General features: G+C 46.5%; 25 protein-coding genes. 6 read left to right on the top strand and 19 right to left on the bottom strand.

What is annotated here, in order from left to right:
- Positions 1 to 4 precede the first annotated feature (4 nt).
- Positions 5 to 3,181: an alpha-mannosidase gene (locus H6F56_RS16885; RefSeq protein ID WP_190670265.1), complete on the top strand. Its 3,177-nt coding sequence runs from the start codon at positions 5 to 7 to the stop codon at positions 3,179 to 3,181.
- Between the two features lie 118 nt (positions 3,182 to 3,299).
- Here the strand turns inward: H6F56_RS16885 and H6F56_RS16880 are convergent, their stop codons facing one another.
- The 3 genes from H6F56_RS16880 to H6F56_RS16870 form a co-directional block, all read right to left on the bottom strand.
- Positions 3,300 to 3,806 (bottom strand): hypothetical protein, encoded by a 507-nt coding sequence (locus H6F56_RS16880; protein WP_190670264.1) that lies wholly within the window; start codon positions 3,804 to 3,806, stop codon positions 3,300 to 3,302.
- Between the two features lie 259 nt (positions 3,807 to 4,065).
- Positions 4,066 to 6,231, bottom strand: coding sequence for a pentapeptide repeat-containing protein (locus H6F56_RS16875; protein ID WP_190670262.1), 2,166 nt, complete (start codon positions 6,229 to 6,231; stop codon positions 4,066 to 4,068).
- 15 nt (positions 6,232 to 6,246) lie between these two features.
- Entirely contained in the window at positions 6,247 to 6,579 is a 333-nt protein-coding gene (locus H6F56_RS16870) for a hypothetical protein (RefSeq protein ID WP_190670260.1), read from the bottom strand.
- Between the two features lie 209 nt (positions 6,580 to 6,788).
- On the opposite strand from H6F56_RS16870, the gene H6F56_RS16865 reads away from it, so the two are divergent.
- A complete protein-coding gene (locus tag H6F56_RS16865; RefSeq protein WP_199312970.1) occupies positions 6,789 to 7,214 on the top strand; it encodes a hypothetical protein in 426 nt (141 codons plus the stop codon).
- Between the two features lie 372 nt (positions 7,215 to 7,586).
- Here the strand turns inward: H6F56_RS16865 and H6F56_RS16860 are convergent, their stop codons facing one another.
- The 5 genes from H6F56_RS16860 to petB form a co-directional block, all read right to left on the bottom strand.
- On the bottom strand, positions 7,587 to 7,967 hold the full coding sequence (locus H6F56_RS16860) for a hypothetical protein (RefSeq protein ID WP_190670258.1): 381 nt from the start codon (positions 7,965 to 7,967) through the stop codon (positions 7,587 to 7,589).
- A gap of 46 nt (positions 7,968 to 8,013) precedes the next feature.
- On the bottom strand, positions 8,014 to 9,159 hold the full coding sequence (locus H6F56_RS16855; RefSeq protein ID WP_190670255.1) for a glycosyltransferase family 4 protein: 1,146 nt from the start codon (positions 9,157 to 9,159) through the stop codon (positions 8,014 to 8,016).
- Between the two features lie 9 nt (positions 9,160 to 9,168).
- Complete coding sequence (locus H6F56_RS16850) at positions 9,169 to 9,594, bottom strand: ATP-binding protein (protein WP_190670253.1); 426 nt, start codon at positions 9,592 to 9,594, stop codon at positions 9,169 to 9,171.
- Positions 9,595 to 9,811: 217 nt separating this feature from the next.
- Positions 9,812 to 10,294, bottom strand: a complete 483-nt coding sequence (gene petD / locus H6F56_RS16845) for a cytochrome b6-f complex subunit IV (RefSeq protein ID WP_190670251.1) — start codon at positions 10,292 to 10,294, stop codon at positions 9,812 to 9,814.
- Between the two features lie 121 nt (positions 10,295 to 10,415).
- A complete protein-coding gene (gene petB, locus H6F56_RS16840) occupies positions 10,416 to 11,063 on the bottom strand; it encodes a cytochrome b6 (RefSeq protein WP_190670249.1) in 648 nt (215 codons plus the stop codon).
- A gap of 619 nt (positions 11,064 to 11,682) precedes the next feature.
- Between petB and ctpA the strand changes: the two genes are divergently transcribed.
- The gene (gene ctpA, locus H6F56_RS16835) at positions 11,683 to 12,915 is read left to right on the top strand and encodes a carboxyl-terminal processing protease CtpA (protein WP_190670247.1); all 1,233 of its coding nucleotides are present in this window, start codon (positions 11,683 to 11,685) and stop codon (positions 12,913 to 12,915) included.
- Here ctpA and H6F56_RS16830 read toward each other — a convergent pair.
- A complete protein-coding gene (locus H6F56_RS16830; RefSeq protein WP_190670245.1) occupies positions 12,912 to 14,111 on the bottom strand; it encodes a chromate transporter in 1,200 nt (399 codons plus the stop codon). The two genes, ctpA and H6F56_RS16830, sit on opposite strands and share 4 nt — an antisense overlap.
- Positions 14,112 to 14,409: 298 nt before the next feature.
- Positions 14,410 to 15,348 (bottom strand): chromate resistance protein ChrB domain-containing protein, encoded by a 939-nt coding sequence (locus tag H6F56_RS16825; protein ID WP_190670244.1) that lies wholly within the window; start codon positions 15,346 to 15,348, stop codon positions 14,410 to 14,412.
- A 314-nt stretch (positions 15,349 to 15,662) separates the two neighbouring features.
- Here H6F56_RS16825 and H6F56_RS16820 point away from each other — a divergent pair, with 314 nt between their 5' ends.
- Positions 15,663 to 16,454, top strand: coding sequence for a tetratricopeptide repeat protein (locus H6F56_RS16820; RefSeq protein ID WP_190670242.1), 792 nt, complete (start codon positions 15,663 to 15,665; stop codon positions 16,452 to 16,454).
- Positions 16,455 to 16,463: 9 nt separating this feature from the next.
- Here H6F56_RS16820 and H6F56_RS16815 read toward each other — a convergent pair whose 3' ends face one another.
- The gene (locus tag H6F56_RS16815; RefSeq protein ID WP_190670240.1) at positions 16,464 to 16,895 is read right to left on the bottom strand and encodes a hypothetical protein; all 432 of its coding nucleotides are present in this window, start codon (positions 16,893 to 16,895) and stop codon (positions 16,464 to 16,466) included.
- A 283-nt stretch (positions 16,896 to 17,178) separates the two neighbouring features.
- The gene (psaM, locus tag H6F56_RS16810) at positions 17,179 to 17,274 is read right to left on the bottom strand and encodes a photosystem I reaction center subunit XII (RefSeq protein ID WP_190670238.1); all 96 of its coding nucleotides are present in this window, start codon (positions 17,272 to 17,274) and stop codon (positions 17,179 to 17,181) included.
- 425 nt (positions 17,275 to 17,699) lie between these two features.
- Here psaM and H6F56_RS16805 point away from each other — a divergent pair, with 425 nt between their 5' ends.
- Positions 17,700 to 18,428 (top strand): TerC family protein, encoded by a 729-nt coding sequence (locus H6F56_RS16805; RefSeq protein ID WP_190670236.1) that lies wholly within the window; start codon positions 17,700 to 17,702, stop codon positions 18,426 to 18,428.
- Between the two features lie 110 nt (positions 18,429 to 18,538).
- Here H6F56_RS16805 and ndk read toward each other — a convergent pair whose 3' ends face one another.
- From ndk to H6F56_RS16780, 5 genes are all read right to left on the bottom strand, one after another.
- Positions 18,539 to 18,988, bottom strand: a complete 450-nt coding sequence (gene ndk, locus H6F56_RS16800; protein ID WP_190670235.1) for a nucleoside-diphosphate kinase — start codon at positions 18,986 to 18,988, stop codon at positions 18,539 to 18,541.
- An 81-nt stretch (positions 18,989 to 19,069) separates the two neighbouring features.
- On the bottom strand, positions 19,070 to 19,240 hold the full coding sequence (locus H6F56_RS16795) for a hypothetical protein (RefSeq protein ID WP_190670232.1): 171 nt from the start codon (positions 19,238 to 19,240) through the stop codon (positions 19,070 to 19,072).
- A 56-nt stretch (positions 19,241 to 19,296) separates the two neighbouring features.
- Positions 19,297 to 20,325, bottom strand: coding sequence for a PstS family phosphate ABC transporter substrate-binding protein (locus tag H6F56_RS16790; protein ID WP_190670230.1), 1,029 nt, complete (start codon positions 20,323 to 20,325; stop codon positions 19,297 to 19,299).
- 91 nt (positions 20,326 to 20,416) lie between these two features.
- A complete protein-coding gene (locus H6F56_RS16785) occupies positions 20,417 to 21,448 on the bottom strand; it encodes a mechanosensitive ion channel family protein (protein WP_190670228.1) in 1,032 nt (343 codons plus the stop codon).
- 98 nt (positions 21,449 to 21,546) lie between these two features.
- The gene (locus H6F56_RS16780; RefSeq protein ID WP_190670226.1) at positions 21,547 to 22,065 is read right to left on the bottom strand and encodes a hypothetical protein; all 519 of its coding nucleotides are present in this window, start codon (positions 22,063 to 22,065) and stop codon (positions 21,547 to 21,549) included.
- A gap of 233 nt (positions 22,066 to 22,298) precedes the next feature.
- Here H6F56_RS16780 and H6F56_RS16775 point away from each other — a divergent pair, with 233 nt between their 5' ends.
- On the top strand, positions 22,299 to 23,216 hold the full coding sequence (locus H6F56_RS16775; protein ID WP_190670224.1) for a histone deacetylase: 918 nt from the start codon (positions 22,299 to 22,301) through the stop codon (positions 23,214 to 23,216).
- A gap of 75 nt (positions 23,217 to 23,291) precedes the next feature.
- Here the strand turns inward: H6F56_RS16775 and lepB are convergent, their stop codons facing one another.
- Together lepB and H6F56_RS16765 are read right to left on the bottom strand one after the other, a co-directional pair.
- Positions 23,292 to 24,401 carry a signal peptidase I gene (gene lepB, locus H6F56_RS16770; protein WP_190670222.1) on the bottom strand — a complete coding sequence of 370 codons (1,110 nt, stop codon included), beginning with the start codon at positions 24,399 to 24,401 and terminating at the stop codon, positions 23,292 to 23,294.
- A 6-nt stretch (positions 24,402 to 24,407) separates the two neighbouring features.
- A complete protein-coding gene (locus H6F56_RS16765; protein WP_190670220.1) occupies positions 24,408 to 25,181 on the bottom strand; it encodes an SDR family oxidoreductase in 774 nt (257 codons plus the stop codon).
- Between the last annotated feature and the right edge of the window lie 30 nt (positions 25,182 to 25,211).

Genomic DNA, 25,211 nt, shown 5'->3' with positions numbered 1-25,211 from the left:
AACTGTGGATTGCGCTCAAATTTTTGAATCGATTGAAAAATTGCGCCAGCTGACTCATCTGAATGTGCAAACCGGCTGGCAATATTGCGAAACTGACTTGCCGGTTACGGAGGTAGCAGCGGTTGCCGAAAATTGGCCAATTGCCCCGCTTAATGCCAAGGGACATATTGCTTGGAAAGGTGGGCGTCAGGTGGTGTGGCTTTTTCAGCGGTTGCGTGTGCCGGTGGATTTGCAAGGCTATCCTTTAGAAGGCTTAACGTTGCGCCTGTCGCTGAGTTGGTGGGCGGAAGATGCCCAGATTTTTCTAAATGGGAAGTTAGCGCAGCAGGGAGATTTATTTGATTGTGCGGTACGGGTGTTGTTGAGTTCCGCTGTGATTGCCGGCGAGGAATTTACCGTTTTATTGCGGTTGGTAAGTCCTAACCATGATAACGGTGCTTTGGTGCGTTCCCTGTGTGTGTGGGAAATGATTGATGAGGACTGCATCGATCCGGGTTTTGTGGCGGATGAGTTAGCAGTTTTACAGCACTATTTAGAAACCTTTGAGCCGGCACAGTTAAATACTTTATCAGCGGCAATTACAGAAATTAGTTGGGCGGCGTTACCCAATCGGCAAAGCTTTGAAAGAACACTGTTTTCTTTGCGTCAAACGCTGCAATCCCAACTTCAGCCTATAAAATCTAAAATATACTTATTAGGTCATGCTCACCTCGATTTAGCATGGTTATGGCCGGTGAGTGAAACGTGGGTTGCTGCTCAGCGAACCTTTGAATCGGTTTTAGCTTTACAATTAGATTTTCCAGATTTAATTTTTTGTCATTCTTCGCCGGCACTGTATGCCTGGATTGAAGAACATCGTCCCGATTTATTTGCGGCAATTCAGCAACAAGTGGCTGCCGGCAAATGGGAAATTGTGGGCGGAATGTGGGTAGAACCGGATTTAAATTTGATTGCCGGTGAATCAATTGTCCGCCAAATTTTATACGGGCAGCGTTATATCCAAGAAAAATTCGGTCAGTTAATGCCGGTGGCATGGCTACCCGATAGTTTTGGTTTTTGCTGGCAGTTACCCCAGTTGTTAAAACAAGGGGGTGTTGAATACTTTGTCACCCAAAAACTGCGCTGGAACGACACAACAAAATTCCCTCACGGTATTTTTTGGTGGCAGTCACCTGATGGCACACAAATATGCAGTTATATGTCGGCTTTGATTGGGGAAAGTATTGAGCCGGTGAAAATGACCAAATACGTTTGTGAGTGGGAAACTCAAACAAATTTAAAAGATTCTCTCTGGTTGCCGGGAGTTGGTGATCACGGCGGTGGCCCAACTCGTGATATGTTAGAAATTGCCCAAAGATGGCAGCAATCTCCTTTCTTTCCGCACATGGAATTTACAAGCGCGGTTGATTATTTGTCTTTGATTAACAGCCTTCCCGGGCAAAAGGCGTTGCCGGTTTGGAACGATGAATTATATCTAGAATTTCACAGAGGTTGTTATACCACCCACGCAGATCAAAAGCGCCGGAACCGGCAATGTGAAGGATTATTGTATCAAGCAGAACTGTTTGCTTCTCTCGCAACTCTCACTGCCGGCGATATTTATCCAAAAGTTGAATTAGAAGACGCTTGGAAAAAAGTATTATTTAACCAGTTTCATGATATTATTCCCGGTTCTTCGATTCCTGAAGTTTATATTGATGCAAACCAAGCTTGGATAGAAGTAGAACAGGTTTGTCAGTCAATTTTAAACAAAGCAATCAGTTCACTTTCCTTACAAATTGCCCTGCCAAAACCGCCGCAACCCAACGCCCAAGTAATTCTCGTTTTTAATCCCCTCAATTGGCAGCGATCTGAAGTGGTTGCCGTTTCCTTGTCGGCAGCTTCTAATCAAGAATGGCAAATTTATGATTTAGCTGGAAAACAGGTGATTTCCCAACTATCTGAGGCATCCACACTGCTATTTGTGGCGACGGATATCCCTTCAGTTGGTTATCGTGTTTATTGGCTTTCTCCTGTGCCGGCAGAAAAGCTTAATCTTGATATATTTTTAGAAGACAATCCCAAAAAAGATATAGAAATCTATCAAAATACAAATAATTTAGCAAATTTAAACTCACTTTCTGAAAAAGATACAGAAAATTGGGTTTTAGAAAATGACTTACTGCGCGTAACTATCGATGCTAGCTCAGGAAACTTGAGCCAAGTTTGGGATAAAATAAATAAGCGTGAGATTATCAATCAAGCAGAAAATCAACTGCAAACTTTTCAAGATAGTGGTCAGTATTGGGATGCTTGGAATATTGATCCAAATTACGAACAGCATCCTTTACCGGCACCCGTTTCAAAAGAAATTTATTGGGTAGATAACGGAAAAGTGCGGCAGCGTTTGCGTGTTGTTAAACAGTTTGGTGAGTCAAAATTTCAGCAAGATTATGTTTTAGACGCCAACTCCCCAGTTTTGAAGATTGAAAATGAGGTAAATTGGCAAGAACGTCATGTTTTAGTGAAAGCTGCTTTCCCGCTTAATTTAGAGGCGGATTTTGCCACTTATGAGATTGCTTGCGGTGCAATTCAACGAACCACTAAACCCCAGACACCGGAAGAAAAAGCAAAATGGGAAGTGCCGGCACTTCGCTGGGCGGATTTAAGTACAGATAATTACGGTGTAAGCTTATTAAATGATTGCAAATACGGTTATGATGCCGAAAGCAATCAATTGAGATTGACGCTGCTGCGAGGTTCAACTTGGCCGAATCCCGAAGCGGATAGAGGAATTCATCAATTTACTTACGCTATCTATCCTCATGCCGGCAGTTGGCAAAATGCTCAGACAGTTCGACGCGGCTATGAATTGAATATACCGCTGCAAGTGAAAGTCATTGTGCCTGCCGGTGAAAATCAAAATGCTTCGCTGCCGGCATCGGGTAGCTTTTTAGAGTTATCGGCTGAGAATTTCATTTTAATGGCATTCAAGCGGGCAGAAGATCATCCAAATGCTTGGATTTTGCGAGGCTATGAATGTCACGGAGAAGCCGGTGATTTAGAATTAAAAAGTGATGTGGGTTTAACAATTAGTCATAGTGTCGATTTATTAGAACGAAGCGTTGACACGGTAAAGGGTGAAGGTTTTAAAATTGAGCCTTGGAAAGTTGTAGGGTTTCAGTGTACTTCTAAGTTTTGACACTATTGCAAAGGCTTGTTTTTTATAAACCACACATGGACACAGATAAAACATCTGCGTATGCCTAACGGCACGCTGCGCTATCATCTGCGTTTATCTGCGGTTAAAAATCTTCTCTTTAAAATCTTAAACCTAAACCGCCTTGCACAGAAACAGCAGCGCCGCCTTCTTTCCGATAGGCGTCAAATGCAATAATGGCATTGCCAAATACGACTAATCGGCTATTAGGTAGTGAGTAGTCAATTCCGGGTTGAATGGCGAAGCTTGTTTTGTCGCCTACGGGTGTCTCACCGTCGGCAAAGGAAACGCCGGCACCAACATAAGCATCTGTCTGCCAATTCATGGGAATATCATAGGAAACGGTAGGAACAATTGCTGTTCCGTCGCCATTAATGAAGGCTTGGGCGCGTAGAGAAACTGGAACTTCTAGCAGTTTATAGCGTACTGCAACGACTGCGGCACCTTGGGTTCCGTCGTCGCCGCCAACTCCTACTGAACCTCCGACGCCGACGTAGCTACCATACGCTGCTTGAGCGAAAACCGGCTCGATATTGATGTTTAATGTTGTAATGCTTCCGAGTGCTGCTATACTGACTGCCCACAATAAACCCTTAAGATATTCCATGTCTTTATTCCTCACACTTAGAATTGAGCAGAAAATTCTATTTTGCCGGCGGTTTTAGTGAGTAGCAAGGAAAAATTGAGTTATTGCAAATGCTGACTTCTTTAAACCGCAGATAAACGCAGATGTGGGCGATAGTTTGCTATTAGGCGTACGCAGATAAAGTTGATAGTTGGCTTTTACAATGTTTTCACAAGCTTAGATGAAGCGGAGACTTTGTTATAGGTTTTTTCCTTTTTTCTTGATTCTTGATTGTCGGGTTCTAGCGGTTTGAAACGGCACATTTTGGATGCAGTGCGCCTTGAGCACAGATATAAGTTAGTTGTTTAACATTTAAGTTTTTTACTAAACTAAAATCAACGCCTTGAAGGTAGATGGAAGAAGCACCGGCAGGCATGGCTTGCACAAATTGATCCGGTGTAGCCGGCACAATTGCGACAAAGGTTACTCCTTGAAAATCTGCCCCGGCTAATTTGGCTTCCCGTAAATCTGCTTCACTAAGATCGGCGTTGCGGAAATTGGCTGACTGCAATTGTGCGCCGGCTAAATTTGCCCCTACCAGTCTCGTCGAAGACAAGTCAGCATTTTGAAGATTACTCTGACGTAGATCCGCCCCTGATAAATCTGCCTGTTGCCACTCAGTTTGGGTTAAATTCGCCCATTGAAAGTTCGTCCCAACGGCTTTCACTTGACTGAGTCGCGCCCGTTGTAGATTCGCACCGGCTAGGTTAGCGTCGCCTAAACTCGCCCCGGTTAAACTAGCATTTGTTAACACCGCTTGACCGAGATTTGCACCCGTGAGTTGAGCACTGCTAAGATTTGCATTCTTTAAATGCGCCCTAGACAAATTCGCCTTGTTTAAATTAGCGCGAATTAAACTTGTGCCATTCATCAAAACTTGGCTAAGTAAAGCGCCGGTAAAGTTGGCTTCTTTAAGATCAGCACCACTGAGATCCGCAATTTTATCGTCAAAGGTGCCAAATAGTCTATCCTCACCGGCACCATAAAACCGGCTTTCTTGAAAACTGGCGTTTGTTAGAATCGCGCCCCTAAACTGAATGCGTGATAAATCAGTTTTATCTAGCACCAAAGTAAACTGAGTTGAGTCAGAAGTTGTTTGCGCCAGATTTGTGCGGCTAAGATCGGCAGCGTGAATTTGCTCATTATACAGCGTGAGAATTCTAGCAATTGCCCGCTGAGTGGTTCGCAACCGCAACGCCACCTGCTGACGTTCTTGCCGGTTGCCGCCATAGCGCAGAGACTCTAAATCGTTTCTCACAGACTGATTCAAACGCTGTAAAAAAGGAAGCGCTTTAGGGCCGGTGGTGACTAATGCTTGCCCAATCGCATCCATCAATTGTGGCTCAGTTTCTAAGCTAAGTAAATCGGTTAATAGCTGAATCTGAGCATCCGGCTGGTTTAGCGTTCCCATCGCCAAGATCGCACCTCGTCTCTGATCCGGTGCGAACTTATTCACCAGTTGCAGAAACGTCTCCTTATCCTGCTGCCGGCCTTGACGCCAGTTTACCTGACTTTGTATATAAACTTGAGTACCAACAAAAGTTATTAAGACTGAACCTAACGTTGTTACCGTAACAATTAGCAGCGTTACGCCCGGATTTTGACGAATCCAGTTTAAAATTCCCGATCGCCGCCAACGGGTTTCAGGCGTTAAAACAAGGGCTGCAATGGTGGCATCTTCATCTTCATCGTTCAAACCAGCAGACGCCCCAGATTGCCCGAACCTTGGCGCATCGAACCGCTGGAACTTGGGCACACTGCCCTCAGCATCTAAAATAAACGTTCTTGCCAAGCGGTCATGAAACGTTTGACGCTGGGGATTGAACCTAGCGCTAACGGCGTCCGCCAATAGCATTAAGCCGGCTAGTCCAGTTAAAATTCCCAAATCTGGCACCGCCCCACTAAAGCGCCAAATCGTATAAGCGACACCCAGCAGAATTCCCCACTTGCCTACCCCTTCGCGCAGCAAAGCTCGTTTAAAACCAGGTGGATCACCGGCAGCCGTGACAACCTGTAGCCCGAACCAGCGCTTGGGAAGCGTCTTGCCGGTTTTAGCCAGTAAGTAAATTTGCCCACCAGCGACGAGCAAAGGCGTCACAAGCGCCCCAGTCCACAGCAAATTGGTTAAGGGAGATACCTGCCGGTAAGGCAACCGCATGGGAATAATCAAAGTTTTGGCAACCGCCGCCTCCACATTGGCTAGCACAGGATTCAGGGGAACTGACTTAGCCGGCAGATGAGACTGGGCGTACAACCCAACACTGAATGGAATCAGCGCACTCGCTACAATCAAGGAAACTTCTGCCGCCCAAGCACCGCAACGTCGGGCTAGCAGCGGCAGGGAGTTGGCCGGCATAGACACTTGCTTAGATCGATAAATGCCTCTAGTTGCGCTTGAGCTAGCCATCAGTAGAATTCCCCGTTACGAATCTTTATCTTGTGAGGATTGGGGAACCAAGAAAAACTTGTATCCCAAGTAGAGTATCACTCCTAGCACTGCAAGACTAAAAGCTAGGCGAATGAGTTGAAAGACTATACTGAGCGCTGACAGCCCGATCAGTATGCCGCCGCCAATCACTGCTACTTGGCCAATTTGAGGAAGTCTTTGATACCAACTCAGAAATTGAGTGTACAGGGATTGAATAGCAGGAGATGCTTCAAAATGGGTTTGTAGAGGCTGCTGCTGATTGACTTCAACCTCTAGTTTTTGCATTTGACGCTCTAGGCGTTGAGCCTCTTCAGATTCTGAATTCATAAAAATATGCCGGTAGTGTGAAAACAAGCGTGGCTTTAGCCCTAGGAAGAAACACGACGCCGCTTCAGTACATGATTGTTGTGATTGTAGCGAATGTAGCATCTAATATAAAAGATAGCCTGTTGTGAGGGTCGGAACCTCCACAATCCCCACTCGTCCTAAAGAAATATAGAGTATTTAATTGTGAGGAACCCCTTGAGCAAAGGGGAATGACAAGAATGGAAAAATTCCGTCGCTGGATGGTTGTTCCCACTGCCGCGCTCTTGATTTTAGCGGCTTTCACTGGGGTTCCGGGTAACGCGCAAGCGGTGCCAATTTCTCCTAACTTCCAGCCCGATCCTCAACCGCTTGGGGGTGGCACATCTGGAGGCACAAAAGACAGCGGTGACTGCGGATTTATCGCAGACGCCCCAAATCTCCAAGTTCAGTTAAATGAGCCATTTACCTATCTGCGTTTCACTGTCCAAGGTGCCGGTCAGCCAACGCTGTTAATTGAAGGGCCGGGAGGACGTTTTTGTGGATTAGGTCAGCCTGAAATCTCTGGATTTTGGAAACCCGGAACCTATAATATTTACGTTGGTGATCGCGCCCAAGGTAAAAATCCCTTCACCTTATCTGTCACGGCAAAGCCTTAATCAAAACCTTCCGTTGCCGGTTTCATCCCAACATCAATTAACCGTAAAACAGAGATAGCGGTTCTCACACCCACTCATCCACGATAAACGCCTCGTCTCAAATTGAGAATCGCTCTATCTCTGACACCAACGCTTAACCGATCCGCATATGCCTGCCGGCACGCTACGCTATCATCTGCGTTTATCTGCGGTTAAAAAACCTTAACTCCTCCCGCCGTCAATTTCTCAACACAAAAACATCCTTAAAGCGCTCAAGTGCCGGCACTAAAAATACCCCGCTAATCACAACCACTGCATGAACAATTAGCGAAGTTCCACATAGCGACCGGCAGATGATAGCGCAGCGTGCCCTCAGGCACACACGAAGAGCGACTAATCTTCAAGCTGCCTAGCAGATACTTCAACAGCCTTGACATCAATCGTACCTGGAGGTGTTAAGCGCTCCAAATGACCTTGTTGAACTTGAAGGGGTTCACCACAACTAGGACACTGCAGTTGAGTTTGATTCAAAGCCGTAATTTCATACTGACACACTGGACAAGGGTCTTCAATCAGATTTCGACTCAGCCACCAGCGTAAACCAAAGTATGCAATCACCGGCACAATTAAAGCCAAACCCATCAAAAATAACAGGGAATTGACCAGCCAGCCCAAGCCAAAAGTTGCCAGCAACCAAACGATCAGTAAGATGGTTAGCCAATTGCCCACGCCAGACAGGTTGAATTGAAAGATTTTGGGGCTGTTCTGGTTCACGGTCGTCTCCTATGGGTCACGATGGTACGGACTATTTCCATACTAATCACAAATCTAGGAGTTGTTTAAGGCGCAAAGTAAAGGTAGCCGTACTGAAATGCTCCAGCACTTGCTGCCGTAACCAAACTCCCTCACACCGGCTATCTTCGCCCTTGAGAATTTCCATACAGGCACCGGCTACGGCTTCTAGATCTCGATGGGGCACTCTCCAGCCCAGTTTACCATCCAGCAAGGGTTCAGCAGAACCATCTGCCTCACCGGCAACCATCGGCACCCCACACGCCATTGCCTCTAAATACACAATGCCAAAGCCTTCTTGGGAAGGCATGATATAGGCATCTGCGAGGCGGTAATGCGCCGGCAAGTCTTCTGCTCTGACAAAGCCGGCGAACACGACCCGATCTGCTACGCCCAAGTCTTGCGCCAATTGGGCTAAACGGGGTTGATCGTCTCCCCGCCCAACAATTAAATATTTCACTTTCGGGTATTTTTGTAAAATTAAAGGCAAAGCCCGAATAGTCACATCGACACCTTTATAAATATCGCCTGACCATAGCCGCGCTACGGTCATGAGTACCTGAGTGCCGGCAAGCCCGTATTTTTCAACGAAAGCTGGGTCTTTCTCTCCCGGTGTAAAAACGTCACCATCCACCGCACAGGGCAAAATCTGAAACGCTTGCTGGTCGAGGTTGTTCGCTTCACAGGTGCGATCTCGGCTATACCGGCTAATTGTCCAAATGCTGTGGGCTTGCCGGAGTGCCTTTTGGTAGTTGGCAGGCAGCGGTTCCCACACTTCTTTGCCGTAAGTCAGAACTGTATAAGGAATTCCTAGAGACCTGCAGAGTAATTCAACCAGGGGCGCGAGCTTGATATGGCCGCAGAAAACTCGTCGGGGGCGCTGTTGCAACAGACAGCCCAACAGCGTTATCGCTAGCCGCAGCCGGCCTAACGAAGGGGGTAAAGTTTTTAAATAATGAAATTTAAGCTTAGGAGCAGTTGTGGGTAGATTACTTTCAAACGGATTTTGGCATTCTGGACTATCCCGCAGCAGGAAAACCTCAGCAGTGCCGGCACCTATAGAGAGATAAGCTTTTAAAATATCCTTGACATAGGATTGAATGCCGCCTTCAGAAGAAAAAACTTCCAAGAAAACGAATATATCCGGTGCCGGTGTTCTCACGTTCTCGTTCAAAGCTGTCAGTCATTTTGAATGATATTTAACAATCCAAAGGCAATTTCTGCGATCCTGATAGCGTTCATAAACAACTTTATTAGCCAAACGCCGAAGCAGAAACCAGCCATAGCCGCCTTCTTGGAGTGTCCCCGGAGATGGTTCTTCGATGATGTCAGGATTGAAAGGCTTTCCCCAATCCCAAATGCGAATTTCCATCCGGTCATCCCATAGGGTGACATCAATATCAATAGGCGTTGCCGGTGGTAAGTCTTGATGTGCGTGGCGAACGGCGTTACTAAATCCTTCAGCGAGCGCTAAGTTAAGGCAATAGAGCTGCTCTTCTGGCCAAGAAAATTTGGAGGTATGTTGCAAGTAGAACCCCTCAAACCATTTCTGCACTTTATTTAGTAACGTTAAATCGCTCTGAACTGTCAGATGGTCTTGCTGCAACATATCCAAGCTTGACCAATCATTGATTCTAGGAAGCTAAATGTTTTTAATTTGCCAATAATGTGGCTTGATTTAGAAAAAACCGACCCTAATTATCCAGTTATTTCTAATGAAGACAAAATCAGGCGTTTATTAATGATTGACGCCTGTTCAGGTTTCCTAAAGTACAGCCGCACTTCTAGAAAACTTGACAGGCGTCAAAGTTAGAACAATCTCGTCTTTAGAAAAGACCGAGGGTAAGAGATGTGTCAATTGGGAAAATTGCACCAATACCCAACCAGATCGTAACCAACGTCCCAAACATGAAGATGGTTGTGGCGAGAGGCCGGCGGAAAGGGTTTTGGAACTTGTTGACGTTCTCAATGAAGGGAACGAGCATCAATCCCAGAGGAATCGCACCCATGCAAGCAATTCCCAACAATTTGTTAGGAAGGATACGCAGGATTTGGAAAACCGGCCACAAATACCATTCAGGCAAGATTTCCAGAGGGGTAGCGAAGGGGTCTGCCGGCTCACCCACCATTGCTGGATCTAGCACAGCTAGGCCCACGCACAGGGCGATCGTCCCTAAAATCACGACTGGGAAAATATAGAGTAAGTCATTAGGCCAAGCGGGTTCACCATAGTAGTTGTGACCCATGCCTTTGGCGAGTTTAGCGCGTAGTGTTGGATCGCTCAGATCCGGTTTTTTTAGGGTTGCCATAATAGCGCGAGTGTTCTCCTGTTAGTTGTTGGTCGTTGGCAAATTTTGAATTTTGAATTTTGAATACTTAACTCAAAACCCTATAAAGACGCGAGGTGTTCGCGTCTTTACGCAAAATTCCTTACAACGGCCCAGAAATACCTTGCTTGCGAATCATCAAGAAGTGCAGCAGCATGAAGACTGCAATTAACCAAGGCAGCACAAATGTGTGCAGGCTGTAGTACCGGGTTAGGGTTCCTTGGCCAACACTGGTGCCACCGCGCAGCAGCTCAACGATCAGCGAACCGACGACGGGAATTGCTTCAGGCACGCCTGACACAATCTTGACGGCCCAGTAACCAACTTGATCCCAAGGCAGAGAGTAGCCGGTGACGCCGAATGAAACGGTGATTACCGCTAAGATGACGCCAGTCACCCAGGTTAACTCACGGGGCTTTTTGAAGCCGCCGGTGAGGTAAACCCGGAAAATGTGCAGAATCATCATCAGCACCATCATACTGGCCGACCAGCGATGGATGGAGCGGATGAGCCAGCCGAAGTTAACCTCTGTCATCAAATACTGAATTGATGAAAAAGCTTCGGTTACGGTCGGCTTGTAATAAAACGTCATGGCAAATCCAGTGGCAAACTGGATTAAGAAGCAAGTGAGGGTAATCCCACCCAAGCAGTAGAAGATATTGACATGAGGAGGGACGTACTTACTCGTTACGTCTTCAGCGAGAGCCTGAATTTCTAGGCGCTCCTCAAACCAATCGTAGACATTAGCCATAAGGCAAGCGTTCCCCAAAAAATGTATTGCTGTTCATCAAAAGTTTGACGATCCTCCCATCCCCCTTGGGATCAGGGCTTCTCTATCTCACGATAGAGATTTCATAGCTGTCTGACAAACCTTGCCTTAAGACAGTAGTCCTTTCAAGGTAGCAGGTCTCTCTCTCCAGTGCTAGCTACCTTCGTGCTTACGCCCTTGGCGTTTCCGAAGGGTAGGAGCGGGGTGGCACGTGCCCCACGGAACTCAACATTCAACAAACGAGCTTTTGCTTAATCCTCTGTCCTGAGACAGGTATCAACTTTAAAGCTTTTAGCCTTTTTTTGAGTTGACCAACCTGGAGTAGGTTGTTAAATTTTATCACGTTTATTAGTAACGTTTCATGGGTCGCAATGGGTGGGGCATTCTGGCCGGGTTTCTGTAACATAGTCTAAACAAGGGATTAAGGGAGCAAAGCTGTTTTTGCTTTAAAACTAAATGGTTATCTAGTTTTAAAGCGCCCGCACGAAAAGCTGTAGGTGGAAACTAGCCAGACTCGGCATTTCTAGCGCAGCAACAGGATGGCGGCTTTCTCGGCCTTGATAGCAGGTGGTTTCTGAGTTGAAGCTTAAAAATCGGTGATATGCACAAACGAGTTTTCTGGGTCGGACTTTTACTAACACTGCTGCTCATATTCGGCTGGCCGGCATCCCCGGCATCTGCCTTAACAGAAGAACAGCAACTGTTCAATGAAGCGTGGCGAATTGTCAATCGCGCTTATGTGGATGACTCATTCAACAATCAAAACTGGTGGTTAGTGCGCCAAAAGGCGATGAAGTCCCCACTGAAAAATCGCGACGCTACCTACACTGCCATAACTGAAATGCTGGCCGGCTTGGACGACCCCTTCACACGATTATTAAAGCCCGATCAGTACCACAGTTTACAAGTCAATACATCCGGAGAACTCACCGGCGTTGGGCTGCAAATTGCTCTAGATGAGAAAACCGGCAAAATCGAAGTCGTGGCACCGATAGAGGGATCACCGGCAGACGGGGCCGGTGTTCACCCCCGTGATCTCATCGTAGAAATCGATGGCGTCTCTACCATCGGTCTTTCCCTCGACGATGCCGCAACTCGGATGCGTGGCCCTATCGGCAGTAGCGTCACCCTAACCGTGGAACGAGAGGGAAGTGAGCAACCTTTAAAAATCGAGCTGGTGCGGGATCGCATCGCCCTCAACCCCGTACACGCCGAACTGCAAACTCCCGCTAACGGCATCCCCCTGGGCTACATTCGCCTTACCCAATTCAATGCCAATGCCACTGCTGAGGTCGCCCATGCTTTAGGGAAACTGGAACAACAAGGCGCACAAGCTTATATTCTCGATCTGCGAAATAATCCGGGTGGCCTTTTGCAGGCCGGCATAGAAATTGCCCGCCTCTGGATGGACACCGGCACCATCGTTTACACCGTAAACCGGCAAGGCATCACCGGCAGCTTTGAAGCCACGGGCCAAGCACTCACGCATGATCCCTTAGTCGTCTTAGTCAATCAGGGAACTGCCAGCGCTAGTGAAATCCTGGCCGGTGCGCTTCAAGACAATGGACGCGCTGTGCTGTTAGGAGAGAAAACCTTTGGCAAGGGACTGATTCAATCCTTGTTTGACCTATCTGATGGTTCTGGGCTAGCGGTCACAGTGGCCAAGTACGAAACGCCAAACCACCGAGATATCCACAAATTAGGGATTATGCCAGACCGAGTGGTATCCCTAGACTTGATTAACCGCAATCAGGTGGCGACAGAGGCTGACCGGCAATATCAAGCGGCTGTGGATTTGCTGGCGAACGGTGCAGTAGTTGCCGGTGTTCCTTAACTGGACTGGAGAACTAGCCCAATTACAGCAGCCGCTAACACGATTGCCGGTTCTGGCACTTTCTTTTTAAATTTGAACAAGATTGCCAGCGTCACAACTGCAATTAAAACAGTCGGGATATCGCTCAACGAACGCCGGCCCAGCACAATCACCGCCCCCGTAATCGCCCCAATTGCCGCACTCGTTACGCCATCAACAAAGGCGGCAATGTCGGGGCGCTTTCCGTATTTTTTGAAGTAGGGAGCGGGAATGATGGTAAACAAATAGCAAGGAAGAAAAGTGGCGAGGGCAGCCACACAAGCGCCAGGAAAGCCGGCAACTAAATAACCAATAAAGCCGGTGGTAATCACCACCGGCCCTGGTGTGATCATGGCGACCGCTACAGCGTCTAGGAACTGCTGAGTGTTCAGCCACCCGAATTCTTTAACTACACCGCCATATAAAAAAGGCACAATTGCCAAACCGCTGCCGAAGACAAAGGCACCCGCTTTGCTGAAGAAGATTAAGATGTTCCACAGCGTTCCCGAACTGGCTGCCGGCGCTGTTGCAAAAAGGGGGATCAGGGGCAATACCGTAAAGCTACTCAGTTTCTTGCCCCGCCACCATTGCTTAGGAGGAGCTTTCACCAGCCAAACTAGGATGCCAGCGGCCAAAAACAGCAGCACTTCTTCCGATTCAGTAATGATGGTGACAGCCGCTGCAACCAGATAAATCGCCCACAGCAACCAGTCTTTCCCAATGCTTTTTGTAGTGAGCCGGTAGGCGCTATAAGCAATAATCCCAATGACACTTGATCCTACCCCATAGAACACCGCCTGCATCCAGGGGATGCCCTCATAGCGCGTGTAAGCCCAGCCTAATGCCACCACCATCAGGAAAGACGGCACCACAAAGGCAATTCCCACCAAGGTCGCCCCAAGGATACGGTAATGCACATAGCCGAGGTAGATGGCTAACTGTGCTGCTAAAGGCCCAGGAGCGAGTTGAGACAGTGCCAGTCCCTCACTGTAGTCGCTTTCTGAGATCCATTTCTTATCTTCAACCAGATCCCGGTGCATATATCCCACTAAGGCAACCGGCCCACCAAAGCCAATTGCTCCCAGTTTGAGTGTGTACATAATCATTTGCCACAGCGAATACTGGGGAGTTTCTGTCTCTGGCTGAGAATTTATCTGATTTTCTAAGGGTTCAGTCATAAGGTTAAATTTCGCCCATAAAGGGCGCTGTCACGATGCTCCACGCTTTCAATGTCAGTAATAATGTAATATGTGTTTCCATCTTGAGCAATACCTTATACTTAAATGAAAAAGAGCGGATAATATTTATAAATAATCCGCTTGAAAAGTATTTTTAAGATTTTTTTAATTAAAGATTAAAATAAACTTGATAAGAGGCAAAAAAAACTTCATTTTTAAATGTCTTCTTTTGATGGGGTCGCTATAGATTAAATCCTCTTTTTAAGTTTTTATAATGAGTTATTAATCTGATTTAACATTACTTATTTCTGGAAAGTACAGCGTCAAGTCCGTCAAAAAGTTCGAGTCCGCGCAATTCCAGCTTAGCGTCAGAAAGCCCCAAAAGTACCCACCCTCGGATAGCTGCTTCAATTCCTGCTGTCTCAGGATGTATATACAATCCATCGCGCAAGTCAAGTTCGTGGACAATCTCTGCAAGCGTTCGCACACTTGGTTTTTCCAAGCCAAATCTGAATACCATTGTCTCGAAAGAGCAGAGGTTGCCGGTGTGACCAAACTCTGCTCCTTGCATATCAAATGCCACCTCTTCTGGAGTCGGCTGGAGTGAGTAGCGAATCATAGCGTTGGCGTTAATAAACCGGCGGATTAACCAAGCGCAGGCAATGCGATCTACATAAGGACGCGGACGAGTCACCCAGTGTTTATCTTGATATTGGGCAATGGCAGCCGGCACAATTGCTTTAGGTAAAGAGTTGGTTGAAGAAAGTACCCGCTCGATTTGTGTCAGTCGTGATGCTAATTGCGTGCTTTCTGGACAGTCGAAAAAGTCAATTCTTGTGATTTCTGCATAGCGTTTACGCAGCTTTGCGAGTGCGTCTTTGATTGGATCTCGATTTTCCGAGTTTGTGTCTGCGCTGAGAATCTTCTCCAATTCTTCAGCTCGAGCCTCAATTTCTACATATTCTGGCCGGCGAACATCCCGAAAAAGTTCAATTAACTGCGAGTCAGTTAATCCGTCAAATCGCTCAACATGAATAACCAGAACCTCCCCGTTTACTTGCTGCACCTCTTGAGCAAGCCACTGAAAAGCTTCGATACATTCATCGCGTGCCGGTAAAACATAAACTCCACTCGTCAAAGAGATTGCACCCTGCCGGCGCAGACGACGCCACAGGGCAACTCGTGGGCTAGAGTTTGATTTGGATGGCAGAGAGTAAGAAAAGACAACCCATTTCATGGGCGGATTTATTTAGGAGGTGGGTGTAACAAGTGTTACTTGTATTCCTATCATCCCACCGAGCGTTCGCGTGTTTGAGGTTTAGCACTATGACACTTGCGCGGATGGGTGAAAAAGATTGTTTTGCTTCGCCTAACTGTTGCCGGCTCAAACCTAGATAGCATAAGCTTTTTCCGCTAGGTGAAGCCTCTGAGTCAATCGCCCCTATCCCCTTGTTTACCAGACGCCTTCGGAAGTGACACACCGGCGATCCCGCCGCTACAGAGAACTTTATAAATTTATGTTTGAAGGCTACTAGGGACAGGGATAACGCCATGAACGCTCGCACTTTTGCACACCGCCAAAACAGAACTCAAGCCCACTGCCGCACGACTGTTCAAGGGATACAGGTGGTATGCGAGAAGGAGCACCAATTGGCTGAGAAACGTCAGCAAATGCAGCAGCCAAGCATTAACCCCCTAGAATCTACCACTGAGCCGATGCTTATCTCAAGCCAGCAAGAGCAAGAGTTACTCATTCGTCGCAGCCAAGCGAAAGAGGCAGCTCAACGAGGACAATATACTGAGGCAATTGAGATCCTCAGCAAACTGATTTCCTGCCATCCTGAAAGTGCGAGCGAATACAACAATCGCGGGTTAATTTATTTCCAAAGTGGCCAGATGGACGAGGCGATTGCGGATTACAACAAGGCAATTCAACTCAATCCGGGATTAGCCAGCGCCTACAACAATCGAGCCAATTATTACGCGGCGCAACAGAAACTGGCGGCGGCGGTTGTTAACTATGGCAAGGCTATCGATCTCAACCCGGTTTATATTCGCGCCTGGATTAACCGAGGCATTACCTTCAGAGACTTGGGAATGTATGAACAAGCCATTGAGAATTTTGACTGTGCTTTGCGCTTGGGGACGTTGAAAGCTAATATCTGGGCTGAAAGAGGCCGCACTTATCACTTAATGGGTGATTGGAACTTAGCAATGGCCGACTATGGGCGTGCCTTGAACCAATTGCGCTCAGTGAATGTGGGACAAGTAGAAGGTGCAAGCCGGCTGCAGCAGCGTGTAGAAAGCTGGCTCGATGATCTCCTCAAGCCCTTAAGCGCGTAACCGGCTCATTTAGGGAGTGTCTAAATCCTGTAGGGGTTCGGCCAATTCCTGCGCCTCGCTAGGCCGGTTTTCCAACCAAACGATCCGCAACTGTGTGGGATCCATTCGATAGCTTTGCTCTTGCATGATCGTTTTCACTTGTTGTGGGCCGAAGGAGCGGCTAAAGTCTGCCCGCAGCTGATTAACCCGTCCTTGAGCTGATTGAACTTCTGTTTGAACTTGCTGTAACTTTTCTTGCCCAGCTCGGTTATGGGGCAACAGTTGTACTAAAGCAGAAACAGCGACAAGAGACAGCACAACATTGACCGCTAACTTCACAGTCGTTTCAGTGGCCATCATCAAGTGAGGATTTTGTCGCGGGTATTTACCAGCGCGACGTGCCACCCGACGGCGGGGTTCTACAGGTTGCAGAGTGGGTCTTGAGGGTTGAATGGCATTCATGGTGTTGAAATTCAGCGCTAAGTAGGAATTGCAACTGAGTTTGAGGCAGACCTCACCAGATGCACACCTGTGTGGATTTTTGAGGAAGTTGAACGGCGCTAGGTTAGAATACCTGCCATTTTACAGCCTTGGTTAAGCTTTACACAGATCGCAAGGGGAGCCTCCCTTGAAAATTGACCGCTTGTAATCTTCCCTGACAATTTACCGTTAATGGTCGTTTTTGCCGGCAAGGGTGGGGGTCAATCGCCTAGACAAGCTCCCCATAGCGGGACTCTTGAGAACTTTATTTGTAAAGTTCTGTTGCCAGCCGGAAGGCTAGAATGCCTGGAATCAAGGCTACGACAAGAGCGGCTAAGACTTGTGTGTCTGATAGAGACATTGTTAAAAACTCCTAATTTCACGGGTAGTCGTTCACCAATTTCGACCAAATTGCGGATTTCTGGAATACTCTTGTAACAAGATGAAACAAAAAGTGCGCTTTCGGCAAGCCCTCTGGGAGATAGTTGGGGCTGTTATATCAAATTTGTATCAGTAACCGCTTTTTTGCGTGAGTGTAGCACTGTATCAAAAATCACTTGGCACTCAGCATTAAATACTTCTGGTAGGCACGGGCGGACGAAAAGCCCGCCATCGGGAGTGAAAGGCAGCACACAACTGTGTGACTGTGCAGCTCAGTTATATGGGTTGGGCGGCAGAGTTACCTAGTTAAAGGTTAAGCTATGTAAATAGAGTCATACTCTTTAATAATTTAGGCAATTTGGTTGTTGCTGTTAATTTGCAACTGTCAAGCTCAAAAAATCGTTAATGCTGGATCAATTTCTAGACTTTTACCCCAATTTCGGGATAGACGCCTTTTTCCTACTGGTCATTTTGGTGGCCCTAGAGGCGGTGCTGTCCGCAGACAATGCCATCGCCCTGGCATCCATTTCCAAAGGCTTGGAAGATGCCAAGATGCAGACTCAGGCACTGAACGTGGGTTTGGTGGTTGCCTTTGTGCTGCGAATGGCTCTAATTCTCACGGCTACTTGGGTGATCAAGTTCTGGCAGTTTGAACTGCTGGGTGCGCTCTATCTGCTGTGGCTCGTTTTCCAACACTTTACGTCCGATGAGGGCGAGGAGGGAGAACACCGAGGGCCGCGTTTTACCACAGTCTGGCAGGCAATTCCAACGCTTGCTCTGACAGATTTGGCGTTTTCGCTCGATAGTGTCACAACTGCAATTGCGGTATCTGACCAAACTTGGCTGGTTCTCACCGGCGCAACAATCGGGATCGTGACGCTGCGGTTTATGGCCGGGTTATTTATCCGTTGGCTGGATGAATATGTCTACCTTGAGGATGCCGGCTATATGACGGTTGGCTTGGTGGGAGCACGGCTGCTGGTGAAAGTGTTCAGAGACGATTTCGCGCCACCACAGTGGTTGATGATTTCCGTGATCGCCGGATTATTCATCTGGGGATTTTCTAAGCGCACACCGGCGAGTGTGGCAGATGCCGGTGAGGCGAAAGAAAAGGAGCTAGAAACTAGCGACTAGAGGCACGAGTCAGAGGGGAAGAAACGCCTCTCATCCTTCATCCTTGGCCGAGACTAGCGGCTAAGGTTAGATGTTTAAGGTGGGCAGTGCCCACCTTTGTTTGTCAGTGGCTATTCGTAGATCCACTTGGTAAGGGTGGGTTCCCAATGGGCTAATTCCTCTTCTTTAAACCAGAGGCTAATTTCTCTTTGGGCAGTTTCTACGGCGTCAGAGCCATGAATGATATTGCGGCCAATATCAACCCCATAATCACCACGTATGGTGCCCGGTTCTGAGTTGAGGGGGTTGGTAGCGCCAATAATTTTCCGCGCTGAGGCGACAACTCCCTTACCTTCCCAGACCATCGCGACAACTGGGCCAGAGGTAATAAAATCTACCAGCCCAGCGAAAAAAGGTTTTTCTTTATGCTCGCCATAGTGCTGTTCGGCTAGTTCGCGGCTGACCTTCATCAACTTCAAGCCGACTAGGGTAAAGCCTTTTGCTTCATAGCGACTAATGATCTCGCCGATCAGAGCGCGTTGAACGCCATCTGGCTTAATTGCTAAAAATGTCCTCTCCAAACCAATCTCCTAGAACTGCATCAAATAACACAAAACTCAGATTAACTTAGATTGTCTCTTCTATGCCGATTGCGGGCGAGGCTAAGTGTCTTCTGTTTTGACTTCACTCACAACGCCGGTGGCATAACCAACTGCGCCGCATTCGCAGTACCATTCGTACTCGTCTTCTGGTTTGGCTTTGTTCGTGGGGCGATCACATTGGGGGCAAGGATAATCCCATGTTTGATCGCTGGGTGGTTGCATCGGTTCCATATTTTTCTCTTGATTCGCTCGGTTAATTGAGTTTGATTGCTATCTGAAGGAAAAATTTAACGAATTCTGACAAACCCTGCCTGAGAAATTAGTTCTTGTCCCTGAACGGTGAGCAACAAATTTGCGTAAGCTTCACCGGCTTGCTGTTCGATTTGGCCATTTTGTTTGATGGCGACAAATAAACTGCGGGTGATCGGGTATCGACCTTGCTGAAACGCTTGAAGATTTAGCTGGTTTCGCTGCTTGGGGCACTGTTCTGCCGGCACAAGCGGTTCTTGGTAGGGTGGGACAAATTCACCGGCAAGCCGGCCAATTGGCAGAGGCTTAATCGTACATTGCGGAACAACTTCTGGTGCGGAGGCAAAGTAAATTCCTCCTGGGCTATCAGCAAGCTGGCCTAGGGCTTGAGTGGTATTGGGGACAAATTTAACGTTTGGCCCAAAAGCTTGACCTCCTAAGATTTCTTCGACAAACAGTTCAACGGTGCCGCCGGTATCTGCTGGGCGTGTAAAGGGGATGATGTTGAGATTTGGCCCTCCAACTTGGCTCCAGTTATCAATCTTGCCCGTGTAAATATCTTTAAGTTGAGCGAGTGTTAAACCGCTGATGGTGAGGGTGGGGTTAACGGCAACTGCTAATCCATCAATGGCTACGGGAACTTGTTTGAGGCTGAACCCTCGCTGCTGCGCCTGCTGAAACTCAGTGTCGCGGAGCGGTCTGGAGGATTGAGAGAAGGCCATTTGGCCATCAAGTAACATCCGAATGCCGGTGCTAGAACCGGGTGGCTCACCAATCGGATCGATGTAGCGCAGTTTAAACTCAGGTCTAGCCACTTGAATTGCTGGATCTGCTGTAAGTCGAATCGGTGCCCAAGAGGTGCTGCCCCCATAGCTAAACAGGCCGGCTGGGACATCTTGCACTTGGGCAAAACTCTGGCGGCTGGTTTGCGCCGGCTGATTGGATGGGGCACTACCCCCTGAATTTGTGCCAGAACGCTGGAGGAACCACCAAAGGCCGGCACCTACCAACCCAACGGTGATCAGCAGGGACAAGATGAGAACAGCGGTTTCATTTTTCTGTGACATGACCTGAGTGTAGAGTCGCAGTTTCTCTTTTAATAGCTTAGACAAAACAGCCAAATCCTGCCTCTACATTTAATGACGAATTCCTGGCGGATTAGGAGTCTTCCGGCTTCTCTTTTAGATAGACATCTCTGCTCGGAAAAGGAATTTCGATTCTCTCTTGCTGATAGCGTTTGTGCAATCTTTTGATAAATTCATGTTTGGCAATGTTTTGATCGAAAAATTCATTAACTCTGAGAAACACAGTAAAATGAATGCTAAATTCTCCAAAAGTTTGAAAGCGAATAAAAGGTTTAAAGTCTGGAACGCATTGGGAAACTTCTTGCATGACTTCTTGGGCAACTTCGAGAGTGACTTGTTCAACTCGCTCAAGATCGCTATGGTAACTCACCCCAACCTGAATCGGAACTGTGATTTCCTTCGCCGGCAGGTGATAGTTGGTAAAGATGGCAGAAGCGAGTTTTGTATTGGGCACAATGATCACATTATTAGAAATTTCTTTAATAATGGTATTGCGCCAGGTAATATCTATCACGTAGCCTTCTTGCCCAGTTTCCAGTTTTACATAATCGCCGGTTCTAACTTGTCTAGAGATAATTAGGTATAAACCAGAGAACAAATTTGATAGCGTGTCCTGAAAAGCTAACGCTAGGGCTAAACCCCCAATCCCCAAAGTTGCCAGGATGGGTGTGATAGAAAATCCTATTGTCTGGAGAATCGTCAGAATGCCAAAAACAAAAACGACTATTCGGGCGAGGTTGGAAAGGAGGGATGCGGAAATTCCTTCTACTTTTTGGCTCAATACAGTTACAAAACCGGCAGCGAGTCTGGCTGCGACGATTGTCACTGAATACAGGAAAATGCTGCTGAGGATTTTTTGCAGGATTGCGAAAACGCTTGCCGAAATAAGCCCATTAACATGGAGGCTAATCACTGCACCAGAAACGCCTGCGACGACTAACCAAATAAAAGTAATACCGCGCAATGATTGAATAAAAAGTTCATTTCCCGGCAACTTCGTTCTGGCTATAAATCCTTTTAATTTATTGAGAAGAACTCTTTCAGAAATTATGCCCGTTATCAAGCCGATTAAGAGCAAGGCTACAGGAACAATCCAGTGTTTCATTAAAAAAATGCACCCGAAACTTACCAAGATTTTAAGTAAATGCTCGGTCAGGTTTAAGTTTTTAACTTCTGTCTGAAGACAGATTTTCTAAAAAATAGTTAAGATTGAAACAGTTGTTTTAATTGAGCGATTTTTTCTGGACTCAAGGCTACTTTTATTTCTAGCTGTTGCTGGATATCCCGCAAAGTAATAATGCCCTTCTCATCGGATTGCCTGTATTCAATTTCAGGATTTTTTAATTCTATTTTCTGGTAAACAATTTCAGGGAACCCCACCTGAATCACAAGATTTTTTTGAGATTGAGGGTAAATATAAAACTGCTGACGTCGCGTGTCTAATTCTAATTTATGCGGGGTTGTGCTGCGTTCATCCTGAGAATTCGGCTTGCGCCAATAAAGGGTAATACCGCGAATTTGGGGACTAGAAACAACGAACAGTTCATCAAAGCGCTGAGGTTCCCAGTCGAGTTCGCTTACATCACCGCTTGGCGGGATTAGTCGTTGCCGCCAGCTAATTTCTTTGCCGGCTAGTGTGCTCCACCACTGACGGATAGTATCTAAATTATTAGTATTGTCAGGGTTGCTGCTGCCCATCTGCCAGATTATCTTGGGTTGCATGATCGCTTTAGGGTTGCTTGTGTTTCCTTATCTTCAAATAGCATAAGGTGCGAGGAGGGTAATTGTCTCAGAATTCAGCGGTATTTGGCGGGGTTTAAGGTGAAACTCTGCATCCTGGCGGCTAGTTTTTTTAGGGTTGAAAAGCGGAAAACTTAAGCAGGTGAGTGTTTAAACCACTACTATTAGAGTTGATTCTGTGGGCAAAAGTCAACGCTTCATTCATTAAATTAGTCATGGATCTGCCAATTGTTTATCATCCAGATTACGTCGTACCGCTGCCGGCAGGACATCGTTTTCCCATGCCGAAGTTTCGGCAACTTTACGAGATGCTTTTGGCGGATGGAGTGGCGCATCCGGAACAATTTCATGTGCCGGTGTTGCCTCCCCTAGAGTGGATTAAACTGGTTCATGATCCTAGCTATGTTCAGGCATACTGTGAGGGAACGCTGGATGCCAAGGCGCAGCGGCGGATTGGGTTGCCTTGGAGTTCCGCGCTGGCAAATCGCACCTGCATTGCGGTGGGAGGTACAATTCTCACGGCAAAGTTGGCGATGAATGCCGGCTTGGCGTGCAATACTGCCGGTGGTACACATCATGCGTTTCCCAATTTTGGTTCAGGTTTTTGTATTTTTAATGATCTAGCGATTTCTGCCCGTGTTTTGCAAAAATTAGGGCTAGTTAGCAAAGTTTTAATTGTGGATTTAGATGTGCATCAGGGAGACGGCACTGCTGTTATTTTTCAAGATGATCCTAGTGTGTTTACGTTTTCCATGCACTGTGCGATTAATTTTCCTGGAACGAAGCAAAAGAGCGATCTAGATGTACCGCTGCCGATGGGTATGGAGGATGATGATTACTTACAAACTTTGGATAAGTATTTACCAGATTTATTGTCGGAAGTAAAGCCAGATTTGGTACTTTATGATGCCGGCGTTGATACTCATGCTGGCGATCATTTGGGCAAGTTGGCAATGACAGACACGGGTTTGTTTCGGCGAGATATGCAGGTTTTGACCACTTGCGTTGCTGCCGGCTATCCGGTTGCTTGTGTAATTGGTGGTGGTTATTCTGAGGATATGAAAGGGTTAGTTTACCGGCATTCCCTACTTCATCGGGCTGCTAGTCAAGTCTACAGGCTATGTCGGCTTTGAGGTTAATTTAGGCTGTAATAATATAGTTTTATATATCTACAGAAAGCAGAAAACTATAAGTAAGAATAAGAGGCTTTAGTTTAAAGGTTGGATGCGGGCTGGAGGCCAATAAATTTTATAGACTTTGCCGATAATATTGGCTGCCGGCAAAAAGCCCCAAGCATGAGAGTCAAAACTATCATTGCGATTGTCTCCTAGAACCAAATAGTTGCCGGCTGGCACAGCTACTGGTCCCCATTGATAAGCAGCCGATTCCGCAATATAATCTTCTTTCAAAGGTTGATTATTGATATAAACAACCCCATTGCTGATTTGAACAGTTTCCCCCGGTTTACCGATCACTCGCTTGACAAAGAATTCATTTTTATTTGCTTCTGAGTATCGGTTTTCTTGGGGAGGGTTAAAGACAATTAAATCACCTTGTTCAGGACTATAATTATTAGATTGATGTACAAATATTTTATCTCCAGGTTGCAGCGTCGGCAGCATTGAATTGCTAGGAATTGTAAATTTTTCAACCTGTTGTTCAATCAAAATCGGCAGGAATGCCGCTGTTAGTTTAAATATAATAATCGCAATGACAACTTGCTTAATTAACTGCCTTGATTTTCTAGATTTTTTGGGGTAGACGAGATAAACGTGATAACAGGCAGTTGCAGAAATAATTGCAGTAACTGCTCGCAAGGGCCAGAAAAATACAGACAAATTTGAGAAAATAATGATAGAAATGAGAAAAATTCCCCCCAGAAATATTTTTTCTATGTATAAATGACCAATACCCGGCAAAATTTGGGATAAAAAAACCGCAAACCAAAGGTCTTTGATAGCGGATGAACGATGAAGGGTAAAGGATGAATAAGTAGGAGATTGTTTTACAGAAACTTTGTTTGCTTTCTGAGGTTTGTTTTTTTTGATACTATTGTGGGCATCAAAAAGATTTAAAATGTAGATAACAACCATGAAGGCTAAAAAGCTAATCCCGGCTACTGTGTTACCAGTGGGACTAAAAATTGACCAGGCAGCAATTAGAATCAAGGTAACTTGAATAACTATGAAAATTATCCCTTTTAAAAGTTTGCCGGCATAAAGTTGACCAATGCCCGGAAAAAATAGGGATAAATTAACAGCCAGCCAAGGTTCTTTATTCTCTCTTTTTGCCGGCTGCTTTAACTTAGAAGGTTTCATTCGCGTTCAACTTCGCCGGTGAACAAGCGTTGCAGTTGCCTGATCGGTAGGAACAATCAACAGTTCGCTGATATTAACATGAGCCGGTCTGGTGGCACAGAAAAACACTACATCAGCAATATCTTCTGCGGTGAGCGGAGTCAAATCTTGGTAAACTTTGTTAGCGCGGTCGCTATCTCCATGAAACCGCACAATACTAAATTCTGTTTCAACTAAACCCGGTTCAATTTCTGTTACTCGCACCGGCGTCCCTAACAAATCTTGTTTTAACCCTTCAGAAATTGCCCGAACAGCCGCTTTAGAAGCGCAGTAAACATTGCCCCCCGGATAAGCCTGACGACCGGCAATCGAGCCAATATTCACTACATGACCCCGACCCCGGCGTACCATTCCCGGAACAACAGTTCGCGTGACGTAGAGCAAGCCTTTAACATTGGTATCCAGCATTTCTTCCCAATCTTGAATGCTGCCCTCATGAAGTTTACTTAAACCGCGACTAAGCCCAGCATTATTAATCAGAATATCTATCGCTTCCCAAGAAGTCGGCAAACTGGAAAGTGTGGATTCAACTTGAACACGATCTCGCACATCTAATTGTAATAAATGAGATTGCGTGCCAAATTTTTCACTTAATTCTGTTGCCAATTGTTCGAGCCGATCTTGACGCCGTGCACTCAAAATTAATTTGGCACCGGCTTGGGCAAACATTCTGGCACAAGCTGAGCCAATGCCACTACTCGCGCCAGTGATAAAAACAATTTTTTCTTGGAGAGAAACCATTACTGTTTTTGCTTAATACTTATTTCGTCT

It is taken from the genome of Microcoleus sp. FACHB-672 (genome assembly GCF_014695725.1).
Classification (GTDB): Bacteria; Cyanobacteriota; Cyanobacteriia; order Cyanobacteriales; family Oscillatoriaceae; genus FACHB-68.
Note: the sequence above shows the minus strand (reverse complement) of the source record. Positions and strands in the feature narration are given on the sequence as shown.

Bases quoted from the DNA above. Each gene is read 5' to 3' on its own strand.
- H6F56_RS16880 (WP_190670264.1), bottom strand. From the start codon at position 3,806: ATGGAATATCTTAAGGGTTTATTGTGGGCAGTCAGTATAGCAGCACTC.
- H6F56_RS16875 (WP_190670262.1), bottom strand. From the start codon at position 6,231: ATGGCTAGCTCAAGCGCAACTAGAGGCATTTATCGATCTAAGCAAGTG.
- H6F56_RS16870 (WP_190670260.1), bottom strand. From the start codon at position 6,579: ATGAATTCAGAATCTGAAGAGGCTCAACGCCTAGAGCGTCAAATGCAA.
- H6F56_RS16865 (WP_199312970.1), top strand. From the start codon at position 6,789: ATGACAAGAATGGAAAAATTCCGTCGCTGGATGGTTGTTCCCACTGCC.
- H6F56_RS16850 (WP_190670253.1), bottom strand. From the start codon at position 9,594: ATGTTGCAGCAAGACCATCTGACAGTTCAGAGCGATTTAACGTTACTA.
- petD (WP_190670251.1), bottom strand. From the start codon at position 10,294: ATGGCAACCCTAAAAAAACCGGATCTGAGCGATCCAACACTACGCGCT.
- petB (WP_190670249.1), bottom strand. From the start codon at position 11,063: ATGGCTAATGTCTACGATTGGTTTGAGGAGCGCCTAGAAATTCAGGCT.
- ctpA (WP_190670247.1), top strand. From the start codon at position 11,683: ATGCACAAACGAGTTTTCTGGGTCGGACTTTTACTAACACTGCTGCTC.
- H6F56_RS16830 (WP_190670245.1), bottom strand. From the start codon at position 14,111: ATGACTGAACCCTTAGAAAATCAGATAAATTCTCAGCCAGAGACAGAA.
- H6F56_RS16825 (WP_190670244.1), bottom strand. From the start codon at position 15,348: ATGAAATGGGTTGTCTTTTCTTACTCTCTGCCATCCAAATCAAACTCT.
- H6F56_RS16820 (WP_190670242.1), top strand. From the start codon at position 15,663: ATGAACGCTCGCACTTTTGCACACCGCCAAAACAGAACTCAAGCCCAC.
- H6F56_RS16815 (WP_190670240.1), bottom strand. From the start codon at position 16,895: ATGAATGCCATTCAACCCTCAAGACCCACTCTGCAACCTGTAGAACCC.
- psaM (WP_190670238.1), bottom strand. From the start codon at position 17,274: ATGTCTCTATCAGACACACAAGTCTTAGCCGCTCTTGTCGTAGCCTTG.
- H6F56_RS16805 (WP_190670236.1), top strand. From the start codon at position 17,700: ATGCTGGATCAATTTCTAGACTTTTACCCCAATTTCGGGATAGACGCC.
- H6F56_RS16795 (WP_190670232.1), bottom strand. From the start codon at position 19,240: ATGGAACCGATGCAACCACCCAGCGATCAAACATGGGATTATCCTTGC.
- H6F56_RS16790 (WP_190670230.1), bottom strand. From the start codon at position 20,325: ATGTCACAGAAAAATGAAACCGCTGTTCTCATCTTGTCCCTGCTGATC.
- H6F56_RS16785 (WP_190670228.1), bottom strand. From the start codon at position 21,448: ATGAAACACTGGATTGTTCCTGTAGCCTTGCTCTTAATCGGCTTGATA.
- H6F56_RS16780 (WP_190670226.1), bottom strand. From the start codon at position 22,065: ATGCAACCCAAGATAATCTGGCAGATGGGCAGCAGCAACCCTGACAAT.
- H6F56_RS16775 (WP_190670224.1), top strand. From the start codon at position 22,299: ATGGATCTGCCAATTGTTTATCATCCAGATTACGTCGTACCGCTGCCG.
- lepB (WP_190670222.1), bottom strand. From the start codon at position 24,401: ATGAAACCTTCTAAGTTAAAGCAGCCGGCAAAAAGAGAGAATAAAGAA.
- H6F56_RS16765 (WP_190670220.1), bottom strand. From the start codon at position 25,181: ATGGTTTCTCTCCAAGAAAAAATTGTTTTTATCACTGGCGCGAGTAGT.